General features: G+C 67.2%; 32 protein-coding genes. 11 read left to right on the plus strand and 21 right to left on the minus strand.

Annotation, left to right across the window (positions count from 1 at the left end):
• Positions 1 to 45 precede the first annotated feature (45 nt).
• From metX to NC595_RS12635, 19 genes are all read right to left on the minus strand, one after another.
• Positions 46 to 1,167: a homoserine O-acetyltransferase MetX gene (gene metX, locus NC595_RS12545; protein WP_253566971.1), complete on the minus strand. Its 1,122-nt coding sequence runs from the start codon at positions 1,165 to 1,167 to the stop codon at positions 46 to 48.
• Complete coding sequence (locus tag NC595_RS12550) at positions 1,164 to 2,219, minus strand: tetratricopeptide repeat protein (protein WP_253566973.1); 1,056 nt, start codon at positions 2,217 to 2,219, stop codon at positions 1,164 to 1,166. The genes metX and NC595_RS12550 overlap by 4 nt, the downstream gene beginning before the upstream one ends.
• Entirely contained in the window at positions 2,216 to 2,656 is a 441-nt protein-coding gene (locus NC595_RS12555; protein WP_253566975.1) for a cytochrome c-type biogenesis protein, read from the minus strand. The genes NC595_RS12550 and NC595_RS12555 overlap by 4 nt, the downstream gene beginning before the upstream one ends.
• Positions 2,653 to 3,195: a DsbE family thiol:disulfide interchange protein gene (locus NC595_RS12560; RefSeq protein ID WP_253566977.1), complete on the minus strand. Its 543-nt coding sequence runs from the start codon at positions 3,193 to 3,195 to the stop codon at positions 2,653 to 2,655. Before NC595_RS12560 ends, NC595_RS12555 begins: the two co-directional genes overlap by 4 nt.
• Complete coding sequence (locus tag NC595_RS12565; protein WP_253566978.1) at positions 3,192 to 5,192, minus strand: heme lyase CcmF/NrfE family subunit; 2,001 nt, start codon at positions 5,190 to 5,192, stop codon at positions 3,192 to 3,194. Before NC595_RS12565 ends, NC595_RS12560 begins: the two co-directional genes overlap by 4 nt.
• A gap of 34 nt (positions 5,193 to 5,226) precedes the next feature.
• Entirely contained in the window at positions 5,227 to 5,703 is a 477-nt protein-coding gene (gene ccmE / locus NC595_RS12570) for a cytochrome c maturation protein CcmE (protein WP_253566979.1), read from the minus strand.
• An 18-nt stretch (positions 5,704 to 5,721) separates the two neighbouring features.
• Positions 5,722 to 5,916: a heme exporter protein CcmD gene (ccmD, locus tag NC595_RS12575; protein WP_253566980.1), complete on the minus strand. Its 195-nt coding sequence runs from the start codon at positions 5,914 to 5,916 to the stop codon at positions 5,722 to 5,724.
• Complete coding sequence (locus NC595_RS12580; RefSeq protein ID WP_253566981.1) at positions 5,913 to 6,671, minus strand: heme ABC transporter permease; 759 nt, start codon at positions 6,669 to 6,671, stop codon at positions 5,913 to 5,915. Before NC595_RS12580 ends, ccmD begins: the two co-directional genes overlap by 4 nt.
• A gap of 4 nt (positions 6,672 to 6,675) precedes the next feature.
• Positions 6,676 to 7,362 (minus strand): heme exporter protein CcmB, encoded by a 687-nt coding sequence (gene ccmB / locus NC595_RS12585; protein WP_253566983.1) that lies wholly within the window; start codon positions 7,360 to 7,362, stop codon positions 6,676 to 6,678.
• Positions 7,359 to 7,988, minus strand: a complete 630-nt coding sequence (ccmA, locus tag NC595_RS12590) for a cytochrome c biogenesis heme-transporting ATPase CcmA (protein ID WP_253566985.1) — start codon at positions 7,986 to 7,988, stop codon at positions 7,359 to 7,361. The genes ccmB and ccmA overlap by 4 nt, the downstream gene beginning before the upstream one ends.
• A gap of 42 nt (positions 7,989 to 8,030) precedes the next feature.
• Positions 8,031 to 8,468 carry a DUF3293 domain-containing protein gene (locus NC595_RS12595; protein WP_253566986.1) on the minus strand — a complete coding sequence of 146 codons (438 nt, stop codon included), beginning with the start codon at positions 8,466 to 8,468 and terminating at the stop codon, positions 8,031 to 8,033.
• Positions 8,461 to 9,840 carry an FAD-dependent oxidoreductase gene (locus NC595_RS12600; protein WP_253566988.1) on the minus strand — a complete coding sequence of 460 codons (1,380 nt, stop codon included), beginning with the start codon at positions 9,838 to 9,840 and terminating at the stop codon, positions 8,461 to 8,463. The genes NC595_RS12595 and NC595_RS12600 overlap by 8 nt, the downstream gene beginning before the upstream one ends.
• Positions 9,841 to 9,900: 60 nt before the next feature.
• Entirely contained in the window at positions 9,901 to 10,647 is a 747-nt protein-coding gene (phbB, locus tag NC595_RS12605; RefSeq protein WP_253566989.1) for an acetoacetyl-CoA reductase, read from the minus strand.
• Between the two features lie 100 nt (positions 10,648 to 10,747).
• Positions 10,748 to 11,257 (minus strand): polyhydroxyalkanoate synthesis repressor PhaR, encoded by a 510-nt coding sequence (phaR, locus tag NC595_RS12610; protein ID WP_017461228.1) that lies wholly within the window; start codon positions 11,255 to 11,257, stop codon positions 10,748 to 10,750.
• 89 nt (positions 11,258 to 11,346) lie between these two features.
• On the minus strand, positions 11,347 to 12,900 hold the full coding sequence (locus NC595_RS12615) for a DHA2 family efflux MFS transporter permease subunit (protein WP_253566991.1): 1,554 nt from the start codon (positions 12,898 to 12,900) through the stop codon (positions 11,347 to 11,349).
• An 8-nt stretch (positions 12,901 to 12,908) separates the two neighbouring features.
• Positions 12,909 to 14,114 carry an HlyD/EmrA/EmrK family protein gene (locus NC595_RS12620; RefSeq protein ID WP_253566992.1) on the minus strand — a complete coding sequence of 402 codons (1,206 nt, stop codon included), beginning with the start codon at positions 14,112 to 14,114 and terminating at the stop codon, positions 12,909 to 12,911.
• A complete protein-coding gene (locus NC595_RS12625; protein WP_253566993.1) occupies positions 14,111 to 15,592 on the minus strand; it encodes an efflux transporter outer membrane subunit in 1,482 nt (493 codons plus the stop codon). The genes NC595_RS12620 and NC595_RS12625 overlap by 4 nt, the downstream gene beginning before the upstream one ends.
• A 26-nt stretch (positions 15,593 to 15,618) precedes the next feature.
• A complete protein-coding gene (locus NC595_RS12630) occupies positions 15,619 to 16,143 on the minus strand; it encodes a MarR family winged helix-turn-helix transcriptional regulator (RefSeq protein WP_253566994.1) in 525 nt (174 codons plus the stop codon).
• An 83-nt stretch (positions 16,144 to 16,226) separates the two neighbouring features.
• Positions 16,227 to 17,006, minus strand: a complete 780-nt coding sequence (locus NC595_RS12635; RefSeq protein WP_253566995.1) for a TatD family hydrolase — start codon at positions 17,004 to 17,006, stop codon at positions 16,227 to 16,229.
• A 180-nt stretch (positions 17,007 to 17,186) separates the two neighbouring features.
• Here NC595_RS12635 and NC595_RS12640 point away from each other — a divergent pair, with 180 nt between their 5' ends.
• Both NC595_RS12640 and NC595_RS12645 read left to right on the plus strand, forming a co-directional pair.
• Positions 17,187 to 17,756 (plus strand): glycine zipper 2TM domain-containing protein, encoded by a 570-nt coding sequence (locus NC595_RS12640; RefSeq protein ID WP_253566997.1) that lies wholly within the window; start codon positions 17,187 to 17,189, stop codon positions 17,754 to 17,756.
• Between the two features lie 29 nt (positions 17,757 to 17,785).
• The gene (locus tag NC595_RS12645; protein ID WP_253566999.1) at positions 17,786 to 18,265 is read left to right on the plus strand and encodes an outer membrane lipoprotein; all 480 of its coding nucleotides are present in this window, start codon (positions 17,786 to 17,788) and stop codon (positions 18,263 to 18,265) included.
• 77 nt (positions 18,266 to 18,342) lie between these two features.
• Here the strand turns inward: NC595_RS12645 and NC595_RS12650 are convergent, their stop codons facing one another.
• Both NC595_RS12650 and ygfZ read right to left on the minus strand, forming a co-directional pair.
• Positions 18,343 to 18,777, minus strand: a complete 435-nt coding sequence (locus NC595_RS12650; RefSeq protein WP_017461220.1) for a cell wall hydrolase — start codon at positions 18,775 to 18,777, stop codon at positions 18,343 to 18,345.
• A gap of 438 nt (positions 18,778 to 19,215) precedes the next feature.
• On the minus strand, positions 19,216 to 20,028 hold the full coding sequence (ygfZ, locus tag NC595_RS12655; protein WP_253567001.1) for a CAF17-like 4Fe-4S cluster assembly/insertion protein YgfZ: 813 nt from the start codon (positions 20,026 to 20,028) through the stop codon (positions 19,216 to 19,218).
• A 103-nt stretch (positions 20,029 to 20,131) separates the two neighbouring features.
• Between ygfZ and NC595_RS12660 the strand changes: the two genes are divergently transcribed.
• The 9 genes from NC595_RS12660 to lolD all read left to right on the plus strand — a co-directional run bounded on the left by NC595_RS12660 (position 20,132) and on the right by lolD (position 26,640).
• Positions 20,132 to 20,299, plus strand: coding sequence for a DUF1674 domain-containing protein (locus tag NC595_RS12660; RefSeq protein WP_253567002.1), 168 nt, complete (start codon positions 20,132 to 20,134; stop codon positions 20,297 to 20,299).
• A 70-nt stretch (positions 20,300 to 20,369) separates the two neighbouring features.
• Entirely contained in the window at positions 20,370 to 20,765 is a 396-nt protein-coding gene (gene sdhC / locus NC595_RS12665; protein ID WP_253567004.1) for a succinate dehydrogenase, cytochrome b556 subunit, read from the plus strand.
• Entirely contained in the window at positions 20,762 to 21,151 is a 390-nt protein-coding gene (gene sdhD / locus NC595_RS12670) for a succinate dehydrogenase, hydrophobic membrane anchor protein (RefSeq protein ID WP_253567006.1), read from the plus strand. The genes sdhC and sdhD overlap by 4 nt, the downstream gene beginning before the upstream one ends.
• A 1-nt stretch (position 21,152) precedes the next feature.
• Complete coding sequence (sdhA, locus tag NC595_RS12675; RefSeq protein ID WP_253567008.1) at positions 21,153 to 22,940, plus strand: succinate dehydrogenase flavoprotein subunit; 1,788 nt, start codon at positions 21,153 to 21,155, stop codon at positions 22,938 to 22,940.
• 98 nt (positions 22,941 to 23,038) lie between these two features.
• Positions 23,039 to 23,821: a succinate dehydrogenase iron-sulfur subunit gene (locus NC595_RS12680; protein WP_017461215.1), complete on the plus strand. Its 783-nt coding sequence runs from the start codon at positions 23,039 to 23,041 to the stop codon at positions 23,819 to 23,821.
• Between the two features lie 72 nt (positions 23,822 to 23,893).
• Complete coding sequence (locus NC595_RS12685) at positions 23,894 to 24,142, plus strand: FAD assembly factor SdhE (RefSeq protein ID WP_063670570.1); 249 nt, start codon at positions 23,894 to 23,896, stop codon at positions 24,140 to 24,142.
• Positions 24,114 to 24,545 carry a protein YgfX gene (locus NC595_RS12690; RefSeq protein WP_063670572.1) on the plus strand — a complete coding sequence of 144 codons (432 nt, stop codon included), beginning with the start codon at positions 24,114 to 24,116 and terminating at the stop codon, positions 24,543 to 24,545. Before NC595_RS12685 ends, NC595_RS12690 begins: the two co-directional genes overlap by 29 nt.
• 120 nt (positions 24,546 to 24,665) lie before the next feature.
• Complete coding sequence (locus NC595_RS12695) at positions 24,666 to 25,910, plus strand: lipoprotein-releasing ABC transporter permease subunit (RefSeq protein ID WP_253567015.1); 1,245 nt, start codon at positions 24,666 to 24,668, stop codon at positions 25,908 to 25,910.
• Positions 25,903 to 26,640, plus strand: a complete 738-nt coding sequence (gene lolD / locus NC595_RS12700) for a lipoprotein-releasing ABC transporter ATP-binding protein LolD (RefSeq protein WP_253567023.1) — start codon at positions 25,903 to 25,905, stop codon at positions 26,638 to 26,640. Before NC595_RS12695 ends, lolD begins: the two co-directional genes overlap by 8 nt.
• Positions 26,641 to 26,665: the final 25 nt, after the last annotated feature.

The raw sequence follows: 26,665 nt of genomic DNA on the forward strand, positions 1-26,665 counted from the left end.
GCCCCATCTTAGCAGCGCCATCGGGTGGCGACAGCGGATGGGAGCTCAGAGCCGGCCCAGGAAGCCACCGATGGCGCGGCTGTAGTTCTCGATGTCGACCAGGAAGGCATCGTGGCCCTGCGGCGAATCCAGCGCCACGAACTCGACACTTGCGCCGGCCTCGCGCAGCCCTTCGGCGATCTGCTCCTGCTGCTCCAGCGGGAACAGGATGTCGGTGCTGACGCCGATCACCAGGGCCTGTTCGATGCAGATCCGGCGCAGGCCCTCGCGCACCGAGCCGTGGCCGTATTCGGCCACGTCGAACCAGTCGCTGGCGCGCGACAGGTAGAGGTAGCTGTTCGGGTCGAAGGTGCGCACGAAGCGCTCGGCGTGCGCCTGCAGGTAGGACTCGACCTGGAACTCGACGCCGAACGGGTGCTCCTCGCGCTGGTCAGAGTCCAGCCGGATACGGGCGAAGCGCCCGTTCCACTCCATTGCCGAGCGGTAGGTGATCACGCCCAGCTTGCGGGCGATGCTCATGCCGGCGTCCGGATAGGTGGTGTCGGCGCGGTCGCCCGGGTGCAGGTCGTATCCACCCCTGGCCCAGCCTGGATCGAGCCGGATCGCCTCGCGCTGCAGCGAGCGGATCGCAATGGCAAAGGGCTGGGCCTGCGGTGCCGTGTCGACGCTGATGTGGGCGCGCACTGAACCCGGGTGCAGCAGCATGTAGGCGAGCGCACTCATGCCGCCCATCGAGCAGCCTATGAGGCAGGCCAGCTGGTCGATGCCGAGCTGGCCCACCGCGGCGTGGGCGGCGTTGGCCACGTCTTCCAGCGACAGCTCGGGGAAATCCAGCCGGTACGGCTCGCCGGTGGCGGGGTTGGTGGAGGCCGGGCAGGTGGAACCCTTGTCGCTGCCCAGCGAGTTGACGCAGATGACGAACCAGCGGTCGGTGTCGATCGCCCTGCCGGGGCCGATCATCGCTTCCCACCAGCCCGGCGAGGGGTCGTCGGGGCTGGATGCGGCATGGGCGCTGGGCGACAGGCCGGTGAGGATCAGCAGCGCGTTGTCCCGCGTCGGCGCGAGCGTGCCCCAGGTTTCGTAGGCGACGCGGGCACCCACCAGAGCGCCGCCGCGCTTCATCGGGAACGGCGAGGGCAGGTCGGCGTAGCGACGCGCGTCGCTCACGGATGCACCTTGTCGATCACCACGGCGATGGGCTCCTTCCGCGCCGTGGGAACCACGCCGGCACTGCCCTCCAGGTCGCCGGCCCGGCCAATCGCCTGGCCGCTGTGGCTAATGCGTGCACCGACGACCACGGACGACGCCGAGGACAGGTCCACCGACGGCGCCATCGCCATGGCGTCGGTGAGCTCCACCGTCGTCGGCAGCTTGCCGGCGTCGAGTCGGGCCACCGCCAGCGGCATCGGCGGGCCCTGCTCGGCGCGGGCATAGACGAACAGGGTGTCGCCGCGGCGCAGCTTGTCGCGCAGCGCCGGAGCCAGGCTCACCTGCACGGTCAGCTTCGGTGCGTCGGTCTTGGCCGCCGGTGCGGTGCTGCTCGCCGCGGGGGCGGGCGCACCGCCGGCGCGCGCATCGGCCACGGCGATCTGCTGGGCCACCGCCTTGGCCACGCTGGACCCCGGGGTGAGCAGCGGCTGCAGCTGGCGCCAGGTGGCGGCGGCCTCGGCGTAATGCGCGAGCTGGAAGTCGCTGATGCCGAGCAGCCACAGCGCGCGCTGGTTGTCCGGGGCGAGCTTCACCGCCTGCTGCAGCAGTTCGCGCGCGCGACCTTCGATGCGGTGGTCCGGCCGCGCCATGGAGTCGGCCTCGGCCCAGCCGACCATCGGCAGCGGGTCGTTCGGCAGCAGTCGCAGCAGCTGGCCGTAGGCGTCGCGCGCCTCGGCATTCTGGCCCAGCGTCGCGGTGGTCTGCGCCAGCAGCATCCAGCCCTGGCTGTCGTCCGGCGCTTCCTTGAGGTGGGCGCGCAGTTGGGCCAGTGCCTGGTTCACGTCCATGGCCGGGGCCTGCTTGGCCACGCCGTCGAGCGCCTGCGGCGTGCCGACCGTGAGGTACAGGCCGGCCGCGGCGAGCGGCAGGGCGAAGGCGATGCCCAGCGCGAGGACGAAGATTCCCCGCGGACGTCCCTGGGCGCGGCCGTGACGCATCAGCGGCCAGAGCAGCAGCAGCAGGCTCGCCGCGATCATGATCGCGGCGATGATGTAGAACAGGATCTTCACCAGTCGTCCCCGTGGTCGATGGCCGGCGGCGGCGCGCCGGAGCGAGAGCGTTTGCGGATGGTCACCACCACCACGGCGGCGCCGGCCAGCAGGATCAGCAGCGGCCCGAACCAGAGGACCCAGGTGGTGGGGTTCACCGGAGGGTCGTACAGCACGTAGTCGGAATAGCGGGCGACCAGATACTGCTTGATCTGGTCGTCGGTGCGGCCTGCCTGCATCAGGCGGAACACTTCATGCCGCAGGTCGCGGGCGATCGGCGCGTTGGAGTCGGCCAGCGTCTCGTTCTGGCACATCGGGCAGCGCAGCTGCGCGGTGAGGTGCTGGAAGCGCAGCTCCTGCGCGTGGTCCTTGAACGGCAGCGGCTCGATCGCCTGCGCGCCGGCGAGTTCGGCGAACAGCGCGAGGACGACGGCCAGGAGCACAGCCAGGCGCTTCATTGCGACTCCTTCGCCAGCGCGGCGATCGCCGGCTTGAGTTCCTTCTCGATCACCTCGGGGGTGAATGGCCCGATGCGCTTGTAGCGGATCACGCCCTTGGCATCGATGAGGAACGTCTCCGGTGCCGCATAGACGCCGAAGTCGATCGCGGTCTGCCCGGTGACGTCGGCCACCAGGACCTGGTAGGGGTTGCCGTGCCTGGCCAGCCACGCCTTGGCGTCGCCCGGCTGGTCCTTGTAGTTGTAGCCGACCAGCTTGATCCCCAGCGCCGGGATCGCGGTCTTCAGCAGCGGGTGTTCCACCGCGCACTCGATGCACCAGCTGGCGAACACGTTGAGCAGGTAGGGCTGGCCCAGCAGGTCCTTCCTGGTGACCACCTTGGCCGGGTCGTAAAGCTCGGGCAGGGCGAAATCCGGCACCGGCTTGTTGATCAGCGGGGAGGGGATCGCGGTCTGGTCGTGGTGGCTGTTCCACCAGATGCCGAAGCCGAACAGGCCGCACAGGGCGAGGAAGGCGAAGAACGGGAGCAGACGGCTCATGCGTGCGACTCCCGCGCCGCGGCCAGGCGTTCGCCGGCGTTGGTTGCCGCGGGCATGGTGCGCTCGCTATCGGCCACGCGGCGCGTGCGGAAGCGGCGGTCGCCCGCGGCGACGAAGCCGCCCAGCATCATGAACAGGCCGCCGGCCCACAGCCAGCGGATGAACGGCTTCACGTACAGGCGCATGGCCCACGCGCCGCCGAGGTCGTTCGGGTTCATCGGCTCGCCCAGCGCCACGTAAAGGTCGCGGGTGACGCCAGGGTCGATCGCTGACTCGGTCTGCACCTGCTCGCGGGTGTAGGTGCGCTTCTGGGGGTGCATCACGCCGACCACCGAGCCGTCCCTGGACACGGTGATCGCGCCCTGGCTGCCCGTCCAGTTCGGACCGCTGGTCTGCTTCACGCCGTCGAAGCGGAAGCTGTAGCTGCCTATGGTCTGGGTATCGCCCGGCGCCATGCGCACGTCGCGCGTGACGCTGAGCGACTCGGACAGCAGCACGCCGGCCAGGAAGATGCCGACGCCGAAGTGCGCCAGCAGCATGCCGGCCATCTCCGCCGGATAGCGCCGGCCAGCAGGCACCTCGCGGTAGCGCTTGTAGACGTAGAGCAGGGTGCCGACCACGCACCACACGGCGGACGCCACGCCGACCAGGGCACGGGCGCGTCCGTGGACGAAGAACGCCGCCACGATCGCGCAGGCCAGCGCGGCGATGCCGGCGCGCAGCGCGATCGAGCCGATCACCCCCGGTTCGCCGCGGCCCCAGCGCAGAAACGGTCCGAACGGCAGCAGCAGCACCACCGGCGCCATCAGCAGCGGGAACAGGAAGCCGAAGTAGGGTGGGCCCACCGAGATCCTGCCCAGATTGAACGCATCGCCGATCAACGGGAACAGCGTGCCCAGCAGCACCATCGCCGCGGCCACGGTGAACATCAGGTTGCCGACCAGCACCGCCGTCTCGCGCGAGACCACAGCGAACGACTTGCCGCCTGCAACCTTCGGCGCGCGCAGGGCGTACAGCAGCAGCGAGCCGCCCACGACCACTGCCAGGAAGGCCAGGATGAACAGGCCGCGGCGCGGATCGGAAGCGAAGGCATGCACCGAGGTCAGCACGCCCGAGCGCACCAGGAAGGTGCCGAGCAGCGACAGCGAGAACGCGAAGATCGACAGCAGGATGGTCCAGGCGCGCAGTGAACCGCGCTTTTCCGTGACCGCTTGCGCGTGGATCAGCGCGGTGCCGACCAGCCAGGGCATGAAGCTGGCGTTCTCCACCGGATCCCAGAACCACCAGCCGCCCCAGCCCAGCTCGGCGTAGGCCCACCAGCTGCCGGCCACGATGCCGGCGGTGAGGAAGGCCCAGGCCACGTTGGTCCAAGAGCGCGCCCAGCGCACCCATGCCTGTTCCATCCCGCCGCCGAGCAGGGCGGCGATGGAGAAGGCGAACGCCACCGAGAAGCCGACGTAGCCCATGTAGATCACGGGCGGGTGAAAGGTCATGCCCGGGTCCTGCAGCACCGGGTTCAGGTCACCGCCGTCGGCGGGCATCGGTAGCAGGCGGGCGAACGGGTTGGAGGTAAACAGGATGAAGGTGAGGAAGCCTACCGAGACCAGTCCGAGCACGCCCAGCACGCGCGCCACGAAATCATCCGGCAGGTTGCGGCTGAAGGCGGCGACGGCGAGCGTCCACAGGTTGAGGATCAGCACCCATAGCAGCATCGAGCCCTCGTGCGCGCCCCACACCGCGGCGATGCGGTAGTACCAGGGCAGCGCCAGGTTGGAGTTGTCCGCCACGTAGGCGACAGAGAAGTCGAAGTGCAGGAACGCCCAGACCAGCAGCGCGAAGGCGACGATCACGAACGCCGCCTGGCCGGCGGCGGCCGGACGCGCGATGGCAATCAGCGCGCGGTTGCCGCGCCAGGCGCCGATCAGCGGGAGGATGCTTTGCGCCAGCGCCAGCAGCAGGGCGAGGATGAGGGCGAGCTGGCCGAGTTCAGGAGTCATGGCGGGTTCCGTCGTGGCGGGCGCGTTGGGTCGCTCAGGGTTGGGTCGCGGCAGCGGGTTCGTCGCCGGTCTCGACGACCTTGCGACCCTTGTGCGCCTTGGCCATGGCGTCCTTGAGTTCCTTCGGCATGTAGGTTTCGTCGTGCTTGGCCAGGACCTCGGTCGCCACGAAGTGACCGTTTTCCATGTGGCCGGTGGTGATCACCGACTGGTTGTCGCGGAACAGGTCGGGGAGGATGCCGGTGTATTCCACCGGCATGGCACCGTCGGCATCGACCACGGTGAAGGTCACCTTCAGCGAGTCGCTCGAACGTTGGATCGAGCCCTCCTTGACCATGCCACCGAGGCGGAAGGTCTTGTAGCCGCGGGCCTGGCCTTCCTGCACCTGGCTGGGAGTGAACAGGTAGTTCATGTTCTGCTGCAGGGCGAACACGGTCAGGCCGCCGGCGATCGCCGCGGCGATCAGGACCATGACGACGATGATGAGCCGGCGCTTGCGGGTGGGGTTCATGCGGGGATTCCGTGGCGATCAGGCGTCGGTGGCGGTGTCGGCGTGGCGCTGCTGGCGCGCCGCCTGTCGCGCGAGGCGGCCGCGCAGTTCGCGCAGCACGCGGCGTCGGCGCAATACCGGCGCCAGTGCATCGGCAAGCAGCACGACGAGGAAGATCGCGTACGCCGGCCACACATAGACGGCGTAACCGCCCATGGCGAGGAACTGGGTCATCGGGCGGTTTCCCCCGCGGCGATCTGGCGGACCCAGTCCTTGCCGCTTTCCAGCGCCAGCAGGTCGGCGCGCACGCGCGAGCACAGGCTGAACACGTAGTAGCACTTGGTCGCGACCATCATCGTCAGCAGCGGCCAGATCATCGAGCCACTCATGGTGGATGGGCCGAACAGGCGGATGGTCGCGCCTTGGTGCAGCGTGTTCCACCAGTTCACCGAGAAATGCACGATCGGCACATTGATGATGCCGATCAGGGCAAGGAAGGCGGCGGCACGCGCGCCCTGGCGGCGGTCTTCGAAGGCGTGATAGAGGCCGATCACGCCGAGGTACAGGAACAACAGCACCAGCTCGGAGGTGAGCCGGGCGTCCCAGGTCCACCACGTCCCCCACATGCGCACACCCCACAGCGAGCCGGTGATCAGGGTGATGAGGGTGAATGCTGCGCCGATCGGCGCGGATTCCATCGCCACTACCTCGGCCAGCTTGATCCGCCAGACCAGTGCGATGAACGCCGAGACGGCCATCACGCCGTAGATGAACAGCCCCATCCAGGCGCTGGGTACATGCACGAAGATGATGCGGTAGTCGTCACCCTGCTGGTAATCCGGCGGGGCAAGCACCAGGCCACCGTAAAGCGCGACGAGTCCCAGCACGATGGCCAGGGCGAGCATCCAGGGACGCAGCTTGCCGGCGAAGCGGTAGAAGGTCGGCGGCGAGCCGAGCTTGTGCAACCAGAGCGGAATCCAGCTGGACATGGGGTCAGGCGTCCAAGGCAATGCGGAGGGCTGCGGCGCAGGCCAGTGGGGCCAGCACCAGGGCCAGCGCCAGGGCGGCGCCCAGCCATGCGATCGGGGCAATCCACGGCAGGCCCTGTTGGGCTGCGGCCAACGCACCAGCGGCGAAGATCACCACGGGTACGCACAGCGGCAACAACATCAGGGCGAGCAGCATACCAGAGCGTCGCGTGCCGGCCGTCAGCGCCACCAGGACCGCGCCGAGCAGGCTCAGCATCGGGGTGGCCAAGGCCAACGCCAGCAGCATGACCGGCATCACGGCCGCCGGTAACTGCAGCATGCTGGCCAGCATCGGCGCGATCACGATCAGCGGCAGCGCGGTAGTGAGCCAGTGGGCGAGGATCTTCATGCCCAGCATCAGCGCAAGAGGTTGCGGCGCCAGCACCAGTTGCTCCAGCGAACCGTCCTCGATGTCGCTACGGAACATGCCGTCCAGCGCCAGCAGCATCGCCAGCAGCACGGTGACCAGCACGGCGCCGCCGGCGATCCGCTGCAGCAGCGCGTTTTCCGGGCCAAGTGCGAAGGGAAACAGGGTGGTGACGATCAGCGCATAGAGCACCGGCATGGCGATGTCGCCGCGGCGGCGCCAGGCGAGGGTGAGATCACGTCGGAGGACGGCGGCGCAGGCGCGTCCGAGCGGAGCCTGGTTCATGCATGCATCCGGATGCGCTGAGGCTCGCCGCCGTGGAAACTTACGGCGCCATGGCTGGTGACCAGCGCGGCACCGCCCGCGGCGACGTGGCCCTCGAGCAGGCGGTTGACCAGCGCGATGCCGTGGCGGTCGAGATTGGCGTAAGGCTCGTCCAATAGCCACAGCGCGGCCGGGATCATCAGCAGGCGTGCCAGCGCCGCCCGCTTCTTCTGCCCGGCGGATAGCCGCCGCACCGGCTCGTCCTCGTAGCCGGCCAGTCCGACGTCGAGCAGCGCGCGGGCCGGATCCATGCCATCGCGTGCGCCATGAAGACCGGCGGCGATGTGCAGGTTCTCGCGCGGACTGAGGTCGCCCTTGAGCCCGAGCTGGTGGCCGAGAAAGACGATCTCGGCAGCACAGTGATCGCGCCGCAGCGGCTCGCCGCGCCAGAACAACTCGCCCTCGCCCACGTGCAGCAGGCCGGCGAGCACGCGCAGCAGCGTGGTCTTGCCGCTGCCGTTGTCCCCTTCCACCAGCGCGAGCTGGCCGGGATGCAGCTCGAACTGCAGCGGGCCGAACACGGGCTCGTCCTGGCGGTAGAAGCTCAGGGCGGAGGCCGCGAGCAGGGGCGGGGTTGCGACGGTCATCCCCGGGATTGTCCGCAATGCCCGCGGGGCTTGTCCATGTGGTCAGCTGTCGCCGTTGACCCAGGTCAGCTGCGGCGTCCAGATCAGCCGCGCCAAGCCTTGCCCGCTGCCGGCGAGAAACGCTCGTTGGCCGAACGCCGCGGCCAGCCGCTCCAGCACGGCGTGTGGCGTGCCGATCGCGAACAGGCTGGGTTCGCGCCAGCCATCCGCGCCCACGCCGACGGCGGCGAGGATCGTCCGGGTGGTCGGATCCGCGAGCAGCTCGGCGAGCAGCCGCCGCTGTGCCTGGCGGTTGGCGTCCCGCGGTGCGCGACGCGAGCCGGGGTGCCACGCGGTGATGAAGCCCCATGGCGAGGTGCCGACCAGTGCATGCAGTCCGGCCGGCACCGGTGCGTCGACGCGCAGACTGGCCGTACTGCCGCCCGGAAGGCGCACCCGGTAGTCGGTACGCCGGTAGGTAACGAGCAGGCGCTCATCCATGCGGCAGGTCGGGTAGTGGCTCCAGCCGGTTGCGGAACAGGGCGACAGCTTCGTCCAGCGCCACCGCCTGCGGGTCGCCGCCGGTCGTGGCGAGCAGTTCGTCGAGCAGGGCATCCTGCGCCTTGCCGCGCTGGTACGCGAAGGCATAGGGCAGGCGGGTGAAGGTGACCATGCGGTAGCGCGCCATGAAGTGCGACGGCACGGCCTCGGCCAGTCGCAGGCCGAGCGCCCGCTTGGCCAGGTAACGCGGGTCGGCGACCGAGTCGCGCATCTCCACGTAGTTCTCCAGCGCCATCGCGGCGATCGCATCGGCGTTCGGCTTGCGCCGGCGCTGGAATTCCGTGAACACGCCGGCCGGGTCAGCCGGATCGCCCGCGAGCAGTGCAGCCAGTTCCACCGCATCCTCCAGCCCGCAGTTCATGCCCTGGCCGTGGAACGGCACCATGGCGTGCGCGGCGTCACCAAGCAGCACGGCGCGACCGTCCAGGTGCCAGCGATCGAGATAGAGCGTGTACAGGCTCGGTGCCGGATGCGCCTGGAAATCTTCCGCGAAGCGCGGCATCAACGGCAGCAGGTCCGGGAACTGGGTATCGAAGAAATCTGCCGCGTGCTCCGCGTCCGGCAGGGTGGCGAAGCTGGGGTAGGGGCCCACACCCGGCAGGAACAAGGTGACCGTGAAGCTGCCTTCCGGATTCGGTAGCGCGATGCACATGTAACCGCCTCGCGGCCAGATGTGCAGGGCATGCGGCTCGATGGCGAAGCGTGCCTGACCGCTCCCGGGGCGGGGCGGGATCTCCAGCTCCTTGTAGGCGTGGCCCAGCGCCTCGACCCGTTCGCCGAGCGGATCCACGTGGTGCATCGCCGCTCGCACGGCCGAGCCGGCACCATCGGCGCCCAGCATCAGCTCAAAGCGATGTTCTCGCTGTACGCCAGCGGCGTCGCGCAGGTACAGCCGTCGGGCATCGAAGTCGACGCGCTCGACCATCTGGCCGAAGTGGAAGCGCACGCCGGCTGCTTCGGCCGCGTCGAGCATGAGCTTGTTCAGTTCACCCCGCGAGACCGACCAGATCACCTCGCGATCATCGACGCCATAACGCTGCAATACCGGGGATGCCGAGCCGGCATGCACCATCCGGCCGCGCATCATCACCGCTAGCGACAGCACGCGTTCGGACAGGCCGGCGGTGCGCAGGGCATGCAGGCCGCGTTCGGCCAGCGCCAGGTTGATCGAGCGTCCGGCTTCGTAGCCGGCGGTGCGGGGGTCCGGTCGCTTTTCGAACACGTCCACCGCGAAGCCGCGCAGGGCGAGCAGGTGCGCGAGCAGGGCGCCGACCGGACCGCCGCCGGCGAGGGTGATGTTGGGCAGGGGCAAGGCCGGTTCCGGTGGTGCGGGATCGACGGGTACGCGACCGCCTGGTCGCGTATGCGTCGGTCAGAAGCTCATGAAGTATCCGCCGTTCACCGGCAGGTTGGCACCGGTGATGTAACCGGCGTCGTCGGCTGCCAGGAATGCCACGGCGCGTGCGATGTCGGCCGGCGAGCCGAGGCGGCCCACCGGAATTCCGGCAATGATCTGCTCGCGCACCGACGGCGCCACCGCGGCCACCATCGGTGTATCGCAGTAGCCGGGGGAGACAGTGTTCACCGTCACCCCCTTGCGCGCGGTCTCGCGGGCAAGCGCCATGGTGAAGCCATGCACGCCGGCCTTGGCGGCGGAGTAGTTGGTCTGGCCGAATTGCCCGGTCTGGCCGTTGACCGAGCTGAGGTTGACGATGCGACCGAAGCCGCGCTCGCACATGCCCTCGACGACCTGGCGGCAGGTATTGAAGACGCCGTCGAGGTTCACCCGCATCAGCTGGTGCCATTGCTCCGGCGTCATCTTGCGCAGACTGGTGTCGCGGGTGATGCCGGCGGCATTGACCAGGACATCGACGGGGCCGTGCTCCGCTTCGATGCCTTCGATCAGTGCGCGGCAGTTGTCGAAATCGCTGACGTCGGCGGGCGTGAAGTCGATCGCGCCATCGAAGCTGGCTACCTCTCCGCGGAAGGCTTCGATGCGCTCCTGCCGAGTCGGGAGGTCGATGGCGATGACCTGACGTCCGTCACGGGCGAGGTGGCGGCAGATCTCGGTGCCGAGGCCACCGATGCCGCCGGTGACGACGGCCAGTCGCTTGTTCATGCGTGCTACTCATATTGCCGCACGGCAACACGTGCTGTGCTGCAGCGGCCAAAGGCTGAAAGCGAACGGGGCAGCTTGAGGCTGCCCCGGGCGGGATGGGTCAGGACTTCTTGCCGCCGCGGCCTGTGCCGCTGGTGCCAGCGGGGCTGGCGGCGGGGCGCGACTGGGAGGCGGCGTCGAGGAAGCCTCGCTGCATGGACTTCCAAGCGTCCATGTTGCGCTCGGTCAGCTCGTTGAGCATCGACCAGGGCGTCTGGCCCATCAGGTTGTTGAGCTGGTTGCGGAATTGCTGCTGCTGGTCCAGGAAGACCTGCAGGCTGCGCTCCAGATAAGGGCCCATGAAGCCCTGCAGCGAATCTCCGTAGAACCGGATGATCTGGCTCAGCAGCTGCGGAGAAAGCATGGGCTGCCCCTTCTCCTCGTGCTCGGAGATGATCTGCAGCAGCACCGAACGGGTGAGGTCTTCACCCGACTTGGCGTCGCGCACTTCAAAGGTTTCGCCGTCCAGCACCAGCTGACGGATCTCTTCCAGCGTGATGTAGCTGGAGATCTCCGTGTCGTAGAGCCGACGGTTCGGATACTTCTTGATGATGCGGATTGTTTGTGCCATGCGGCGAACGCTAACAGAAGGTATTGCGCCGCACCAGTCACCTTGCTGCACTTCGGAGTGGAGCAGAAATCTGCTAATGGGCTGGCCGATCAATGGCCTACGGCACCGCCAGCGCTCCCGAATGGCGGCCTGGCCAGCCACAGCACCGGGATCAGCAGCACGAACAACACCGCGCAGGCGAGGAACACGTCATTCACCGCCAGGGTCAGCGCCTCGCGCGTGAGGATCCGGTCCACCAGTCCGAGCCCCTCGTTGTGTGCGAAACCGGCATGGGAAAGCTGCCCCAGGAAATGCGTTGCAGCCGGATGGTCAGGCGTGATCGATTCGGTCAGCGTGGCGTGATGGAACTCCCCGCGATGCTGCCAAAGCGTCACGCTGACCGCGGTCGACACGCTCGAGCCCAGCGTGCGGCAGAAATTGGCCAGCCCGGAGGCACTGGCGATCTCGGAGGCGGGCAGCCCGGACAGGTAGACCTGGTTCAGCGGGATGAAGAAGCAGGGGATGGCGATGCCCATCACGAACCGGGGTAGCACCAGTTCGGAGAACGACGCCCCGCTGTCGAAGGTGGAAAACCAGTACGAGGTGGTGGCGAACATCACGAAGGCGAAGGTCACCACGGCACGCAAATCCAGCCGATGCAGGTTGCGCCCGAGGATCGGGGCGACCAGGAACGCCAGGATGCCGACCGGCGCGGTGGCCAGCCCGGCCCAGGTGGCGGTATAGCCCAGCGTGGTCTGCAGCCATAGCGGGAAGACCACGTTGATGCCGAAGAAGGCCATCATGCCGAGCGACAGCCCGGTGACTCCGACCGTGAAATTGCGCTGGCGGAACAGCGACAGGTCCACCACCGGGTGTTTGGCATGCAGTTCCCAGACGACCAGGAAGGTCAGGCACACCAGCGCGATGATGCCGAGCGTGGTGATCATCGGCGAGGAGAACCAGTCGTGGTCGTTGCCGTTGTCGAGCATGAACTGCAACGCTCCGACGCCGACCACCAGCAACACAAGGCCGATCACATCGATCGGCATGCTGAAGGTCTTCGTCTCCCGCCTGTGCAGCAGCGCCCAGGTGATTATCGCGGCCGCCAGACCCACCGGCAGGTTGATGTAGAAGATCCACGGCCAGGAGAAGTTGTCGGTGAGGTATCCGCCGAGGATCGGTCCGAAGATGGGCGCCACCACCACAGTCATGGCCCACAGCGCCAGCGCGATGCCCTGCCGTTCCTTCGGATAGCTCGACAACAGCAGTGTCATCGACAACGCCACCATCGGGCCGGAGCCTGCACCCTGCATCAGGCGGGCGATCACCAGCATCGGCATGGAAGTCGCCAAACCGCACATCATCGAGAAAACGACGAACAGCAGCACCGAGGCGACGAAGGTGCGTACTTCGCCGAAGCGTTTTGCGAGCCATCCGGTCAGCGGCTGCATAATCGCGCTGGCCAGGGCGTACGAGCTGATCGTCCAGGTGCCTTCGCTGGGGCTCACGCCGAGACTGCCCGCGATGTGCGGTACCGCGACGTTCACGATGGTCATGTCCAGCACCTCCATGAAGGTGCTCAACGCGACGGCGGCGGTGAGAAGTACCAGTGCGCCGCCGTGCAGTGGCTTTAGCGGCGCGGCGGCGTCGGACGTAGCGGCCATGGCTCGACTCAGCGGTGGACGGGGAGATTGGCCTGGATGATGCGGTCGGCCTCGGCATCGGCCTGCGCCCCCATCCGGTCGTACACATCGGTGCTTGCCACCGGTTGGGATACCGGCGCCTGGGCCAGCACCTTGCCGTGATCGTCGCTGATGTCCACGGTCACATCGGTGGAAAGACCAATGCGCAGCGGATGCTTGTCGAGTTCGGCGTTGTCCAGGCTGATCCGTACCGGTACGCGCTGCACGACCTTGATCCAGTTGCCGGTCGCGTTCTGGGCAGGCAGCAGCGAGAACACGCTGCCGGTGCCCGCGCCGATGCCCTCGACCTTGCCGTGGTATTCGACGCTGCCGCCGTAGATGTCCGCTTCGATCTTCACCGGCTGGCCGATGCGGATATGCCGCAGCTGGCCCTCCTTGAAGTTGGCGTCGATCCATAGGTTGTGCAGCGGCACGACGGTCATCAGCTGCTGGCCGGGCTGCACGCTGTTGCCCAACTGGACGCTGCGCTGAGCCACGTAGCCGGACACAGGCGCATAGATCGCGTTGCGCTGCCGGGCGATCCAGGCGGCACGGAAATTGGCTCGCGCCTGCATGACCGCGGGGTTGTGCGCCACGTCCGTACCCTCGACGGCGGCGCGGGCGGCGGCGGCCTGGGCGTGGGCGGCATCGAGCGCGGCCTGCGCCTGTGCCACGCCGTCGCGCAGATGCTGGATGATTTCGGGGGACTCGGCCCTGGCCGCGATCAGCGGCAGGCGGCGTTTGAGGTCGGCCCGGGCCTTTTCCAGCTCAAGCTTTCTCGCCGCCACCTGGGCATCCGCACCGCTGACGCTCTCCGTCTGCTGGCGTACCCCCCGGACAGCCTGTGCCAGCGCGGCGCGGGCCTGCTGCAGGCGGACGTCGGCGTCGGTGCTGTCCAGTTTCACCAATACCTGCCCGGCGTCGACCTTCTGCGTATCGTCGGCCATGATCGCTACCACGGTACCGGGCACCTGGGCGGAGATCGCCACCTGGTTGCCGCCGACGTAGGCGTTGTCGGTTTTCTCACGCCTGGACAGCACCAGCAGCCACAGCAGGAACCAGCCAAGCGCGGCCAGGATGAACACCGCTGCGACGATGGCGAGCGCCCGCCTGCGCTTGGCCGGGTCCTTTGCGGCCATGCCGCTTTCGTTGGCTTCTCTGGGAGTGTCGGCCGTTTGGGAGTCGTTGGCGCTCATCGTGAGTGGGCTCCGGAAGAGGCGTTGGCAGAATTCGTGGAGGTGGTCGAAGCAGGCGCTTCGGGCATGCGATAGCCGCCACCCAGGGTTTTGATCAGGGCGAGGTCGGTGCTAACGGCCTGGGCCTGCAACTGGGCTGCTGCGTCCTGTTGCTGCAGCAGTTGGGCCTCCGCCGCCAGCGACTCGCGGGCATCGCGTACGCCCTGGTGCGCGCGGGCTTCCGCGGCGCGGAGGATCTGCCGGTCGGCCGCGATCTGCGCTTGCTGCTGCTCGCGGCGGTCGGCCAGCATCTCGGCAGTGAGCGCCTGGGTCGACACGTCGCGGGCGGCCTGCAGCACTACGCTGCGGTATTGCGCGATGGCGCCATCCAGTTGCGCCTTGCTCAGCCCGTAATTTGCCTGCAGCAGGCCGCTGTTGAAGAGCGGCAGATGCAGGGCCGGGGTCACGGCGAAGGTGCGACTGCTGGCAGAGAAGAGCTTGCCGAGATCGATGCTGGACAGCCCGGCCAGGGCGGCTAGGCTCAGGTCGGGCAGGAACTGGGCTCGCGCGACGTCGGTCTGGCGCAACGCGGCCTCGACCTGCCAGCGGCTGGCCGCGATATCCGGACGGCGCGCGATGAGGTCCAGGCCGGCATTCGCTGGCAGGCCGCGCGACACATTCGGCAGAGGTCTCGGCTGCAGCTTGGGCAGGTCGGCCGGGGCGACACCGACCAGCGAGGCCAGGGCGGCGAGTCGGATCTGTCCAGAACGATCGATGGCGATCTTCATCTCCCGCGCCGCGGCGAGCTGGGCCTGCGCGCGCGAGGCTTCGTCCGGCAGGTCGACGCCCTGGCCGACGCGCAGTTGGGCGATCCTGGTCAGGTGCTCCTGGACCGCCAACTGCCGCCGTGCGAGTGCGAGTCGGGTCTGATCGGCCTGCCAGCCGAAATAGGTATCGGCCACCGCGTACTGCAAGGCGAGTGCGGCGGCGCTGCGCTGCGCCTGGGCGGCGTGCGCCTGGTCGACCGCGGATTCGACCGCGGCCCGGGTCTTGCCCCACCAATCGAAGTCGTATTGCAGTTGAACCCCAAGATCGGCCTGGTTGTACCAGGTGAATCCCAGGAAGCGAGCCGGGATGAGCCCATGCTCGCTCAGTCTTTGCCGGGTGATCTGGGCGTTGCCGTTGATGCTCAGTCCGGCCTGCGCCGCAGCCGCCCGTATCGACTGTTCAGCGCTGCCCACGCGGCTCTGAGCGATCGCAAGGTCGGGGGCCTGGTCCATGGCCATCGCAATAAGCCTGTTCAACTGGTCGTCGTGGTAGGTCTTCCACCACTCGGCCGCAGGCCAACCCGCGCGGGCGGGGACGTCCAGGCCTGCCAGCGGAACGTTGTCGCCGAGCTTGGGCGGGTCGAGGCGACGGGGGGGCAACGCGCATGCCGCCAGTGCGAGCGCTAGTGCCGACACGGCCAGCGGGCGCATGGCGCGGTAGACGTGTTTCATCTGGGCATCCTTATCGGGCAGGGCCTTCAACGGTCCATCTCCTCGTCCAGCCGGTCGAGGTTGTCCGCCAGCTTGCGCAGCAGCCTTCCGAGCTGGCGGCGGTCGTTCTCGCCGAAGCCCTCGAACATCGCGCTGAGGCGGGGAAACAGGGTTGGCAGCATCTTCTGGACAAAGCGACGCCCGCTGGGCGTGATGCCAATGCGCACGCGTCGACGATCCTGTTCGCTTGCCGCACGCACGACCAGGCCGCGTCCGACCAGCGCATTGCCGATGCGGGTCATGTTGGTCGCGCCCTGGGATGTGTAGTCGCAAAGCTCTCCCGGCGTCGAGCTCCCGTCGGGACTGCTGTACAGGATCATCAGCGTGAGGAATTCGCTGTGGTTGAGCCGGTACGGTTTGAGCGTGTGCTCCAGTTCTTCCTGCATGCGGCTGCCCACCATCAACATGAGCCGGCTGAGCTTGGCCTTGTCGGCCGGAAGTCCGGGCAGGGCTTCGCTAAGGCGATCGACGCCCTCGTCCATCATGCATACACAGTTGCCGAGGCTCGCCATTTCACTGGCTCATATTTCACTGATGAATTAAAAAGGTAGCAGCCATCCGTATCTGCCGGCAAGCATCCGCCAGCGCGCGGGTCTCAGCGGGCGGGGATGTCGAGGTCGAAGAGCCGCCGGGCGTTTTCGGTGGTGGCTGCGGCGAGCTGTTCGACGTGCTCACCCCGGAGGGAGGCAAGTTCCGCGAGGGTTTCGGTAATCGACGACGGCTCGTTGCGCTGTCCGCGGTGCACGATGCCGGGCTGGTCTGGCGCGTCGCTTTCCAGCAGCAACTGCTCCACGGGGAGTTCGGCGACGACACGCCTGAGCCGCTGCGCCCTGGGATATGTCACAGGCCCACCGATGCCGACCAGAAAACCCAACTTGAATAGCTGCCCGGCCTGTTCGACGCTTCCGGAAAAGCTGTGAACGACACCCCTTGTCCCCGGATGGCGACGGATTGCGGCGATCACGGCATCGACGGCTCGGCGGGCGTGGACGATTACGGGTAGGCGGTGATTCGCCGCGACCGACAGTTGCCTGCCGAACAGGACTTGCTGCCGGTCCCGGTCGAGGCCTTCGACGAAGTAGTCCAGGCCGATTTCACCAACCGCTACCGCCCGGTGCGTATCGAGCCACTGGTCGAGCAGGTCGCAATCGGTGAGGCGGTGCCGCGGCAGGAACATCGGATGCATGCCGTATGCGGGAAAGACGTCTCCGTGCCTCGCCGCGAGGTCTGCGAGGGCCGGCCAATCAAGCGCGGCAATGGCCGGCACGATCATCGCCCCGAGGCCGGCATCTCGCGCGCGCTCCAGCACCCGATTGCGATCCACGTCGAATCGGGCGTCATCGAGGTGTACGTGGCTGTCGACGAGAGGTGTCATGATGGATGGCGGCCACTTCCGATGGGGTATGCGACTCCGTTCCGTGCCTTCGGTCACGTGAAGGAAAAATGATGGGGCGGAGCTAGGTCGTATTCAGTTGTGCAGGGTTTCAATGAACAGGCGAAACGCGAGGGGCGCAGATCGCGTTTTCTCGCGGGGAATCCAAAAAGGAGAGATCTGATGAAACGGTTGATGGTCAACGTGCTTCACGTGTGTGTGGCGACTGCGCTGGCGGCCAGTGTATCGGCTTGCAATCGCGATGCGAGTGCGGATGCCGGTGTTGCGGCAGGCGCCGCAGCCAACGGTCCGAAGTACGCCAAGGTTGTGAGTGTCGATCCGGTTCGGAAGACCTCCAACACCCCGAAGGAGGTCTGCCACGACGAGGTGGTCAACACCACCACGCCACCGAAGGACCAGCACCAGATCGCAGGCACCGCGATCGGCGCCGTGGTCGGTGGCGTACTCGGTCACCAGGTGGGTGGCGGCAAGGGCAAGACGCTCGCGACGGTGGCCGGTGCGATCGGCGGTGGCTACGCGGGCAAGAAGATCGAAGAGAGCCGCCAGCACGCGAACACCACGTCCTCGGTCCAGCGTCGGTGCACCACGGTGAACGACAGCACCACCAAGATCGTCGGCTATGACGTCCGTTACGAATACAACGGGGTCACGCGCACCGTGCGTATGGACCACGATCCCGGCGACCGCGTGCAGGTCCAGGAGGGCGTGACGGCGGTTTCCGACGCGCGCTGATTTTCCACCATCCAGTCGAGGAGGAGCCTATGTCGCCTACTTCACGCAGGATCCCACTGCTGATCGCCGCAGCTCTGGCGAGTGTTGCACTCGCGGGTTGCGAGACAACGCCCTACAACAACGGCGGGTATAGCCGGCCCGCGCCGGTCTACGACAGCCGGCCCGCGCGATGCGACAACTGCGGCGTGGTCAAGGAGGTGCAGCAGGTTTATGTCGAGCGCAAGAGCAACGGAACGCTTGGCGCCGTGATCGGTGCCGTCGCCGGCGGTCTTCTCGGCAATACGGTGGGCAAGGGTGATGGCCGCAAGGCCGCTACCGTCGCCGGTGCGGTGGCAGGCGGCGTGGTCGGCAACAAGGTGGCCACGGCCAACGGTGCGACCGACGTGGCCTGGCGCGTGACCGTACGACTGGATGGCGGCCGTTACGTTACCGTGACCCAGCGCGAGGACCCCCAGGTGCGCGAGGGCGATTACGTCCAGGTGCAGGGCGATCACGTCTATCCACGCTAGTCCACTTTGCTATTTGGACGTCCAAAAAGAAAAGCCCTCCGACAGGAGGGCTTTTCTTTTTTCGCGATACAGGCTCGTCAGTTCACGGCGTAGAAACGATGCTCGCCGATCGTGCGGCCGGTGCGGTTGATCGACCAGGCTGGAGTGATCGCCACGGTAGCGAAATGGTCCGCATGCGGAACGACCAGATGGCGTTCGGCGAGCGGCAGCTCCCAGTTCGTCATCGACTCGCCGGCGATTTTCCAGGCTTTGGCGAAGGCGACCGGGTTGGTGATGTCGAACGAGCCAGGTGTGGTGGTGGTGGCGAACTGGTGCGGTGCGGTCACGACCTTGCACACGGTATCGCCCCACTGGCCGCGGTCGCGACGCCGTAGCGCCACTTCGGCAACCGCCAGCTGCCCCATCGTCGGTTCGCTGCGGGCTTCCAGGTAGACGGTCGTCGCCAGACAGGTCTGGTCGGCCACCGGCTGGGGCAGCAACGAGGCCATCCACAGCAATACGGAAAGTTTCATAGTCTGCCTCCAACGTGCTGTACGCATGGCCGGAAGGAAACCGGTTCTCAGGCGCCATTGCGGTGGACGGGCGGGCAGGCCGTTCCACCTGGATTGATGACACCGGATCGAAACTTTGGGATCGCGGATGTCCTTGCCACGGGATTGTGGCGAGTCAGTTCGACGTCTATGCCAGATCTGACCAGAGTCGCAGCCAGCCACCATCGAATGGTCCAGGGCCTCTGCGACATCTCCGCCTCGTATGGCGGCAATTCTCTCCGGCATTTCTGCCGGGTCGCGCCGATCCGGACTCCTCCGGTTCGTCGCGTGCTCGAGCCACTGCGGTAGGAGTGGCCGGCCAAAAATTTTCGCGGAGCCTAGTGGCGGCCTCCGGGGATGGCAAGTGCCATGGTCATGGAATTCACGCGGCACTCACTTTTGCGGCATGGCAACATGCGGCTATTCGCCCCATGATTCGACGATCCGTGCGCGTGCGCCGCACGTAAGCAGTGCATCATGACTGTCCTGCGAAGCGACCAGCCAGTCCTCGTGTGCAACGGCGAGTCCCGTCACGCCCGAGTCTCCACCCACGGCATCGAGCAGATGCAGCTCTGCGCCGTCTCCCGCACGTTTCAGCCGCGTGTCCGGCGCGACCGCCTGCGACAGGATGACGCGGCAGAGCCTGCGCTTGTTTCCTCCTCGATAGTGCAATCTCGCCACGATCTCTTGGCCCGGATAGCACCCCTTGTCGAGCGCGACGGCGCCGAGGTGATGAAGGCCGAGCGACGCGGCGTTGTACTGGCCGATCGCTCCGGCGTGCAGCCATGGCCAGCCCTCGCGGATCTGCAACGCACGCGGATCGTCGCCGCGAGCCTCGGCTGCGACGACGATCGAGTGTTCGCCGCAGCCGAGATGCGGGACTCCTTCGGCTTCTTCAGCCGCGTGAAGCGCCATCGCCGGTCCTGCGGTCAACACGCCGGCTGGCTGCGCCAGCAGTCCGACCCGGGCGCGGAAAACGAAGCGCGACAGTTCGTCCTTCAGGTCCCCGGCCCGTCCTCCACGCAGCAGCAGCAGCCAGCGTTGGTCGGCGAGCCGTGCAAGATGGAACAGCGCGCGTACACGCCCCGTCGCATCCAGCCAGGTACTGAACTGCCACGATCCCACGGGCAGCGCGAGTACCCGCGAAGTGAACTGGCCATGCATGAACTGCGCGGCATCGGGGCCCTCGATGACGAGGGTTTCGGCGGGCAGGGTGGGGGCGGTTGCGGACATGGTTTTCGTTACTGGGGACGAAGGCGTTTCAGGCAAGGGGCACGGTCTCCTCAGGTTGTACCGGCAGGGCACAAGTATTACGCTTGTTCAGCTAACAAGAACCATGTCCGACACACGCTCCCCTCCCGAATCGAAGCAGCCGGCCGCTCCCGCGGCGGGGGCCGTTTTGCCGTTCGGAAACGATCGGCCAGACTCGGCAGAGGAGCGTCCTGCGCCCGACCCCACGCGCTACGGCGACTGGGAAAAGAATGGGCGCTGCATCGACTTCTGACGCTTCGCGCTGGCGGACGCTCGGAGTCGGCCGGCATGGGCTAAAGCGATTCCACACCAGGATAGCCAACATGGCAGACACATCACGACCGCTCTCACCGCACCTGCAGATCTACAAGTGGCAGGTGCAGATGTTGACCTCGATCCTGCATCGCGCGACCGGCATCGTGCTTGCCATCGGCAGCCTGATCGTCCTCTGGGGGCTGCTGGCCCTGGCTGGCGGCAGCGAGGCATTCGCGCAGTTCGCCAGCTGCGTCGGCAGTCCGCTCGGCATGGTGGTCATGTTCGGCTGGACCTGGGCGTTCGCTTACCATCTGTGCAACGGTATCCGTCATCTCGTGCAGGACGCTGGCGCGGGCTATGCCATCGCGCAGTTCGTCCGCTCGAGCTGGCTGTCGATCATCGGCAGCTTCGTGATCACCCTGCTGTTCTGGGCCTTCGTGCTGACCTCCGGAGGTGCGGCATGAGCGCCAAGGATCTGCGCCATCCGATCAAGCGTGCCCGTGGCCTGGGCTCGGCCCAGTCCGGTGTCGGACACTGGTGGACCCAGCGCGTGACCGCTACCGCGCTCGTCGTACTCGGCCTGTGGTTCCTGGCGACGGTGCTGCGTCTGGTGCACGCCGATTACGCGACTGCGCACGCGGTGGTGGCCCGCCCGTGGAACGCGGTCCTGCTGATCGCTTTCGTGATCGCCATGTTCTGGCACGCCGTGCTCGGCCTGCAGGTGGTGATCGAAGATTACGTGCACACCCGCTGGAAGGAAGTTTCCCTGCTGGTGCTGGTGAAATTCCTCGCGGTGCTGGGCGCGCTGGCAAGCGTGCTGGCTGTGCTGCGCATCGCCCTGGGAGCCTGACGTGGAAAGCTACAAGATCCAACAGCACAAGTACGACGTGATCGTGGTGGGCGCCGGCGGTGCCGGCCTGCGTGCCACCTTCGGCCTGGCCGAGAAGGGCCTGAAGGCCGCGTGCATCACCAAGGTGTTCCCGACCCGCTCGCATACGGTGGCCGCGCAGGGCGGCATTTCCGCCGCGCTCGGCAACATGGGCGAGGACGACTGGCGCTTCCACTTCTACGACACCATCAAGGGCTCGGACTGGCTCGGCGACCAGGACGCGATCGAGTACATGTGCCGCGAGGCGATCCCGGCGATCATCGAGCTGGAGCACTACGGCGTGCCGTTCTCGCGCACGGCCGAGGGCAAGATCTACCAGCGTCCGTTCGGCGGCATGACCACGCACTACGGCAAGGGCACCGCCCAGCGCACCTGCGCCGCGGCCGACCGCACCGGTCACGCGATCCTGCACACGCTGTACCAGCAGGCGCTGGCGCACGATGCCTCGTTCTTCATCGAGTACTTCGCGATCGACCTGATCTTCGACGAGGAAGGTGTGTGTCGCGGCGTGCTGGCGCTGGACATGAACGAGGGAACGCTGCACCTCTTCCGTGGCCAGGCGGTGGTGCTGGCGACCGGCGGCTACGGTCGCGCCTACTTCAGCGCCACTTCGGCGCACACCTGTACGGGCGACGGCGGCGGCATGGTGCTGCGTGCCGGCCTGCCGCTGCAGGACATGGAGTTCGTGCAGTTCCATCCGACCGGCATCTACGGCGCGGGCTGCCTGATCACCGAGGGCGTGCGCGGCGAGGGTGGTTACCTCACCAACTCCGAGGGCGAGCGCTTCATGGAGCGCTATGCCCCGAACGCGAAGGACCTGGCCTCGCGCGACGTGGTCAGCCGTGCGATGACGATCGAGATCCGCGAGGGTCGCGGCGTCGGCGAGCACAAGGATCACATCCACCTGAACCTGATGCACCTCGGTGCCGAGGTGATCCACGAGCGGTTGCCGGGCATCGCCGAGTCGGCGCGCATCTTCGCCGGCGTGGACGTGACCAAGGAGCCGATCCCGGTACTGCCGACCGTGCACTACAACATGGGCGGCATTCCGACCAACTACCACGGCGAAGTGGTGCAGCTGAAGGACGGCAACCCGGATTCGGTGGTGCCGGGCCTGTTCGCCATCGGCGAAGCAGCCTGCGTGTCGGTGCACGGCGCCAACCGCCTGGGCTCCAACTCGCTGCTCGACCTGGTCGTGTTCGGCCGCGCGGTGGCCAACCGCTGCGCCGAAGTGGTCAAGCCGGGCGCGGCGCACAAGGATCTGCCGGCCAGCGCGCTGGACAAGGCGCTGACCCGCTTCGACGGCCTGCGCAACGCCAACGGCGGCACGCCGACGGCAAAGATCCGCGCGGAAATGCAGCGCACCATGCAGAGCGACGCGGCGGTGTTCCGCACTGGCGACACCCTCAAGGAAGGCAAGCGCAAGATCTCCGAGGTCTACGACTCGTTCAGGGACGTCAGGGTTTCCGACCGCTCGCTGGTCTGGAACTCCGACCTGATCGAGACGCTGGAGCTGTCCAACCTGCTGGCGCAGGCGGTGGCGACCATGCACTCGGCCGAGCAGCGGCCGGAGAGTCGCGGCGCGCATGCCCGCGAGGATTTCCCGGACCGCAACGACGAGCAGTGGATGAAGCATACCCTGGTCAAGGTGGACGAAGCCGGCAAGAGCAGCTTCGAGTTCCGCCCGGTGCACATGTACACGATGACCGACGAGGTCGAGGTGGTGCCGCCGAAGAAGCGCGTCTACTGATTCGGCAGGTACCGGCGATCCGTATCGCCGGTACCGCCCGCGCATCGCAGGTGGTCGGGGCCGTCAGGCCCTCCTAACGAGATTGAAGGGTTCCGCACATGGCAGAGTTCACCCTCCCGAAGAATTCGAAGATCCAGCCGGGCAAGCATTTCCCCGCCCAGGGCGCGAAAAAGCCGCGCACGTTCCGCATCTATCGCTGGTCGCCGGATGACGGTCAGAACCCGCGCATCGACACCTACGAGGTCGACCTGGCCGCGTGCGGTCCGATGGTTCTGGACGCGCTGCTGAAGATCAAGAACGAGATCGATCCGACGCTGACGCTGCGCCGCTCGTGCCGCGAGGGCATCTGTGGCTCGTGCGCAATGAACATCGACGGCACCAACACGCTGGCCTGCACCCGTGCCATCGAGGAGTGCGCCTCGGGCGACGTCAAGATCTACCCGCTGCCACACATGCCGGTGGTCAAGGATCTGGTCCCGGACCTCACCCACTTCTATGCGCAGTTCGCCTCGATCAAGCCCTGGCTGCGGACGCAGAGCCCGGCGCCCGACCGCGAGCGCCTGCAGTCGCCGGAAGACCGCAAGCACCTCGACGGCCTGTACGAGTGCATCCTGTGCGCCTGCTGCTCGACCAGCTGCCCGAGCTACTGGTGGAACGGTGACAAGTACCTCGGCCCGGCGATCCTGCTGCAGGCCTACCGCTGGATCGTCGATTCGCGCGACGAGGACACCGGTGCCCGCCTGGACGACCTGGAAGATCCGTTCAAGCTCTACCGCTGCCACACCATCATGAACTGCGCGCGCACCTGCCCGAAGGGGCTGAACCCGGCCAAGGCGATCGCGGAGATCAAGAAGCTGATCGTGCAGCGCCGCGCGGCCTGAGCGATGGGCTGACGTCGTTTTTCGTGCGGGCTGCCCCAGGGCAGCCCGCATGCGTTGGAGGCTCGAGGAATCGTGGAAGAAGCCCGGATCAAACGACTGCGCTGGCGCACCCGCCGCGGCACCCGCGAGCTGGATGCGCTGTTCGGCGGCTGGCTGGACGAGCGGTTCGCCGCGGCGGACGAATCCGCGCGAATGGCTTTCGACGAGCTGCTCGACGTGCAGGACCCCGACCTGTGGGACTGGGTGATGGGGCATGCCCGCGCGCCACGCGAGGATTGGCAGGCGATCATCGATGACATCCGCGCCCGCCATCGGCTTTGAATACCGGCCATCGCGGGGGCTCGCGCTCGGCCTGATCGGTATGCTGGCGCTGGCGATGCTCTCGGTTGCGCTCAGTGGGCTGCCGGGCTGGGGCAAGCTGGTGCTCGCGAGCGCGGCGATGGCCCTCGTGCTGGCGAGCCGCATGCGGCAGACCACGCCGCCGGCCTCGGTCGGCTGGAGTCCCGATGCGGGCTGGCTGCTGCTCGGACGGGATGGGGTCGAAACCCCGGCCGTGTTGGCATCCCATCGCATGCTGGCCGGCTGTCTGGTGCTGGAACTGCGCGTCGGCGAGCGCCGGCAGGTGCTCTGGCTGCTGCCGGACAACAGCGATCCCGATACCCGGCGTCGCCTGCGCATGCGGCTCGCGGCCGGGCAGGGCGTGCCGTCCCCGCCAGCCATCTGAGCCGGTTGTACCCCGCCGGCGCATCGGGCACTCTGGCGCGCTTGCGCGGTCCCAAAGGACGACCTGAGCGATCAGGCCTCTCTGCCGGCCGCCTGGCCGGCCCCCACAGATCAGGTTGCCATGTTCCGACCGCTCGAACTCTTCATCGGCCTGCGCTACTCGCGCGCCAAACGCCGCAACCAGTTCATCTCGTTCATCTCCACCGTGTCGATCATCTGCATCACGATCAGCGTGATGGCGCTGATCACCGTGATGTCGGTGATGAACGGGTTCGACAACGAACTGCGCTCGCGCATTCTCGGTGCGGTCTCGCACGCCACCATCGCCGGCGTGGGCGAGAGCATCCACGACTGGCAGGGCACGGTGAAGCAGGCCGAGGCCAACCCGCACGTGCGCGGTGCGGCGCCCTATGTCGACCTGCAGGCGTTCCTGCAGGGCACCTACGGCTCCACCGGCACCATGGTGCGTGGCATCGAGCCATCGCTGGAGCCGAAGGCCTCGGACATCGACAAGCACATGGTGCAGGGCCGCTGGTATTCGCTCACCCCCGGCAGCTGGAACATCATCCTGGGCAAGGAGCTGGCGATGCAGCTCGGCGTCACCGTGGGCGACCACGTGACGATGATCGTGCCGCAGCTCAGGGCCACGCCGCTGGGTGCAGTGCCGCGGATCCGCGGCTTCCGCGTGTCCGGGGTGTTCGAGATGGGCATGCAGCAGTACGACTCGGGCCTGGCCCTGGTCAACATGACCGATGCCGAAAAGCTCGGCGAATTGTCCGGCCCCACCGGCATCCGCCTGCGCCTAGACGACCTGTGGAACGCCGGCCCGGTGTCCCGCGAGCTGAGTCGCGACCTCGGCCAGCTCTACAGCGTGCGCACCTGGATGCAGGAGAACAGCAACTTCTTCTCGGCGATCTCGATGGAGAAGAAGGTGATGGGCATCATCCTGTCGCTGATCGTGCTGGTGGCGGTGATCAACCTGATCTCGATGCTGATGATGCTGGTGACCGACAAACAGGCGGATATCGCCATCCTGCGTACCCTCGGCATGACACCACGCAGCATCATGGCCACCTTCATGGTGCAGGGCGTGCTGGTCGGTTTCGTCGGCATCGGCCTCGGCGTCGGGCTGGGATCGCTGCTGTCGTGGCAGTTGCCGAACATCGTCGACTGGATCCAGAACGTGTTCCACGTGCAGTTCCTGTCGCCGGACGTCTATTACATCTCCAACGTGCCCAGCAAGCTGGAGGCGGTGGACGTGGGCTGGGTGTCGCTGGTCACCTTCCTCTTCTCGCTGCTGGCCACCCTCTATCCCGCCTGGCGTGCGTCGCGCACGCAGCCGGCGCAGGCGCTTCGCTATGAGTAAGTCGATGAATGCAGGCAACGACGTGGTGCTGCGCGCCAGCCATGTGGCGAAGAGCTACGAGGAAGGCGAGTTGCGCACCGAGGTGCTTACCGACGTGAGCTTCGAGCTGAAGCGCGGCGAGACGGCCGCGATCGTCGGTGCGTCGGGCTCTGGCAAGAGCACGCTGATGCACATCCTCGGCGGGCTGGACACGTTGACCGGCGGCGAGGTGGAGGTGGATGGCCAGTGGTTGTCCTCGTTGTCGGATGCCGACCGCGGTCGCATACGCAACCGCTCGCTCGGCTTCATCTACCAGTTCCATCATCTGCTGCCCGAGTTCACCGCGCTGGAGAACGTCTGCATGCCGCTGCTGATCCGCGGCGAATCGATCGCCAGGGCGCAGCGCGCGGCCACCGAGCTGCTGGGTCGGGTCGGCCTGTCGGCCCGGATGGAACACAAGCCGTCGGAACTGTCTGGTGGTGAGCGTCAGCGTTGCGCGGTGGCGCGCGCCCTGGTGACGCGTCCGGCCTGCGTGCTGGGCGACGAGCCGACCGGCAACCTCGATGAGGCCAATGCGGCGCAGGTCTATGCACTGATGCTCGAGCTCAACCGCGAGATCGGAACCAGTTTCATCCTGGTCACCCACGACACCCGGCTGGCGGCGCGCATGGACCGCACCCTGGTGCTGCACAACGGCGTACTGAACGAGCAGGTACGCAACGATCCGGCCTCGCTGGTCGGCGAGATCTGATTTCCCCGTGACCTGGGGGCGGTTG

It is taken from the genome of Dyella lutea (genome assembly GCF_024158035.1).
Taxonomy (GTDB): Bacteria; Pseudomonadota; Gammaproteobacteria; order Xanthomonadales; family Rhodanobacteraceae; genus Dyella_A; species Dyella_A lutea.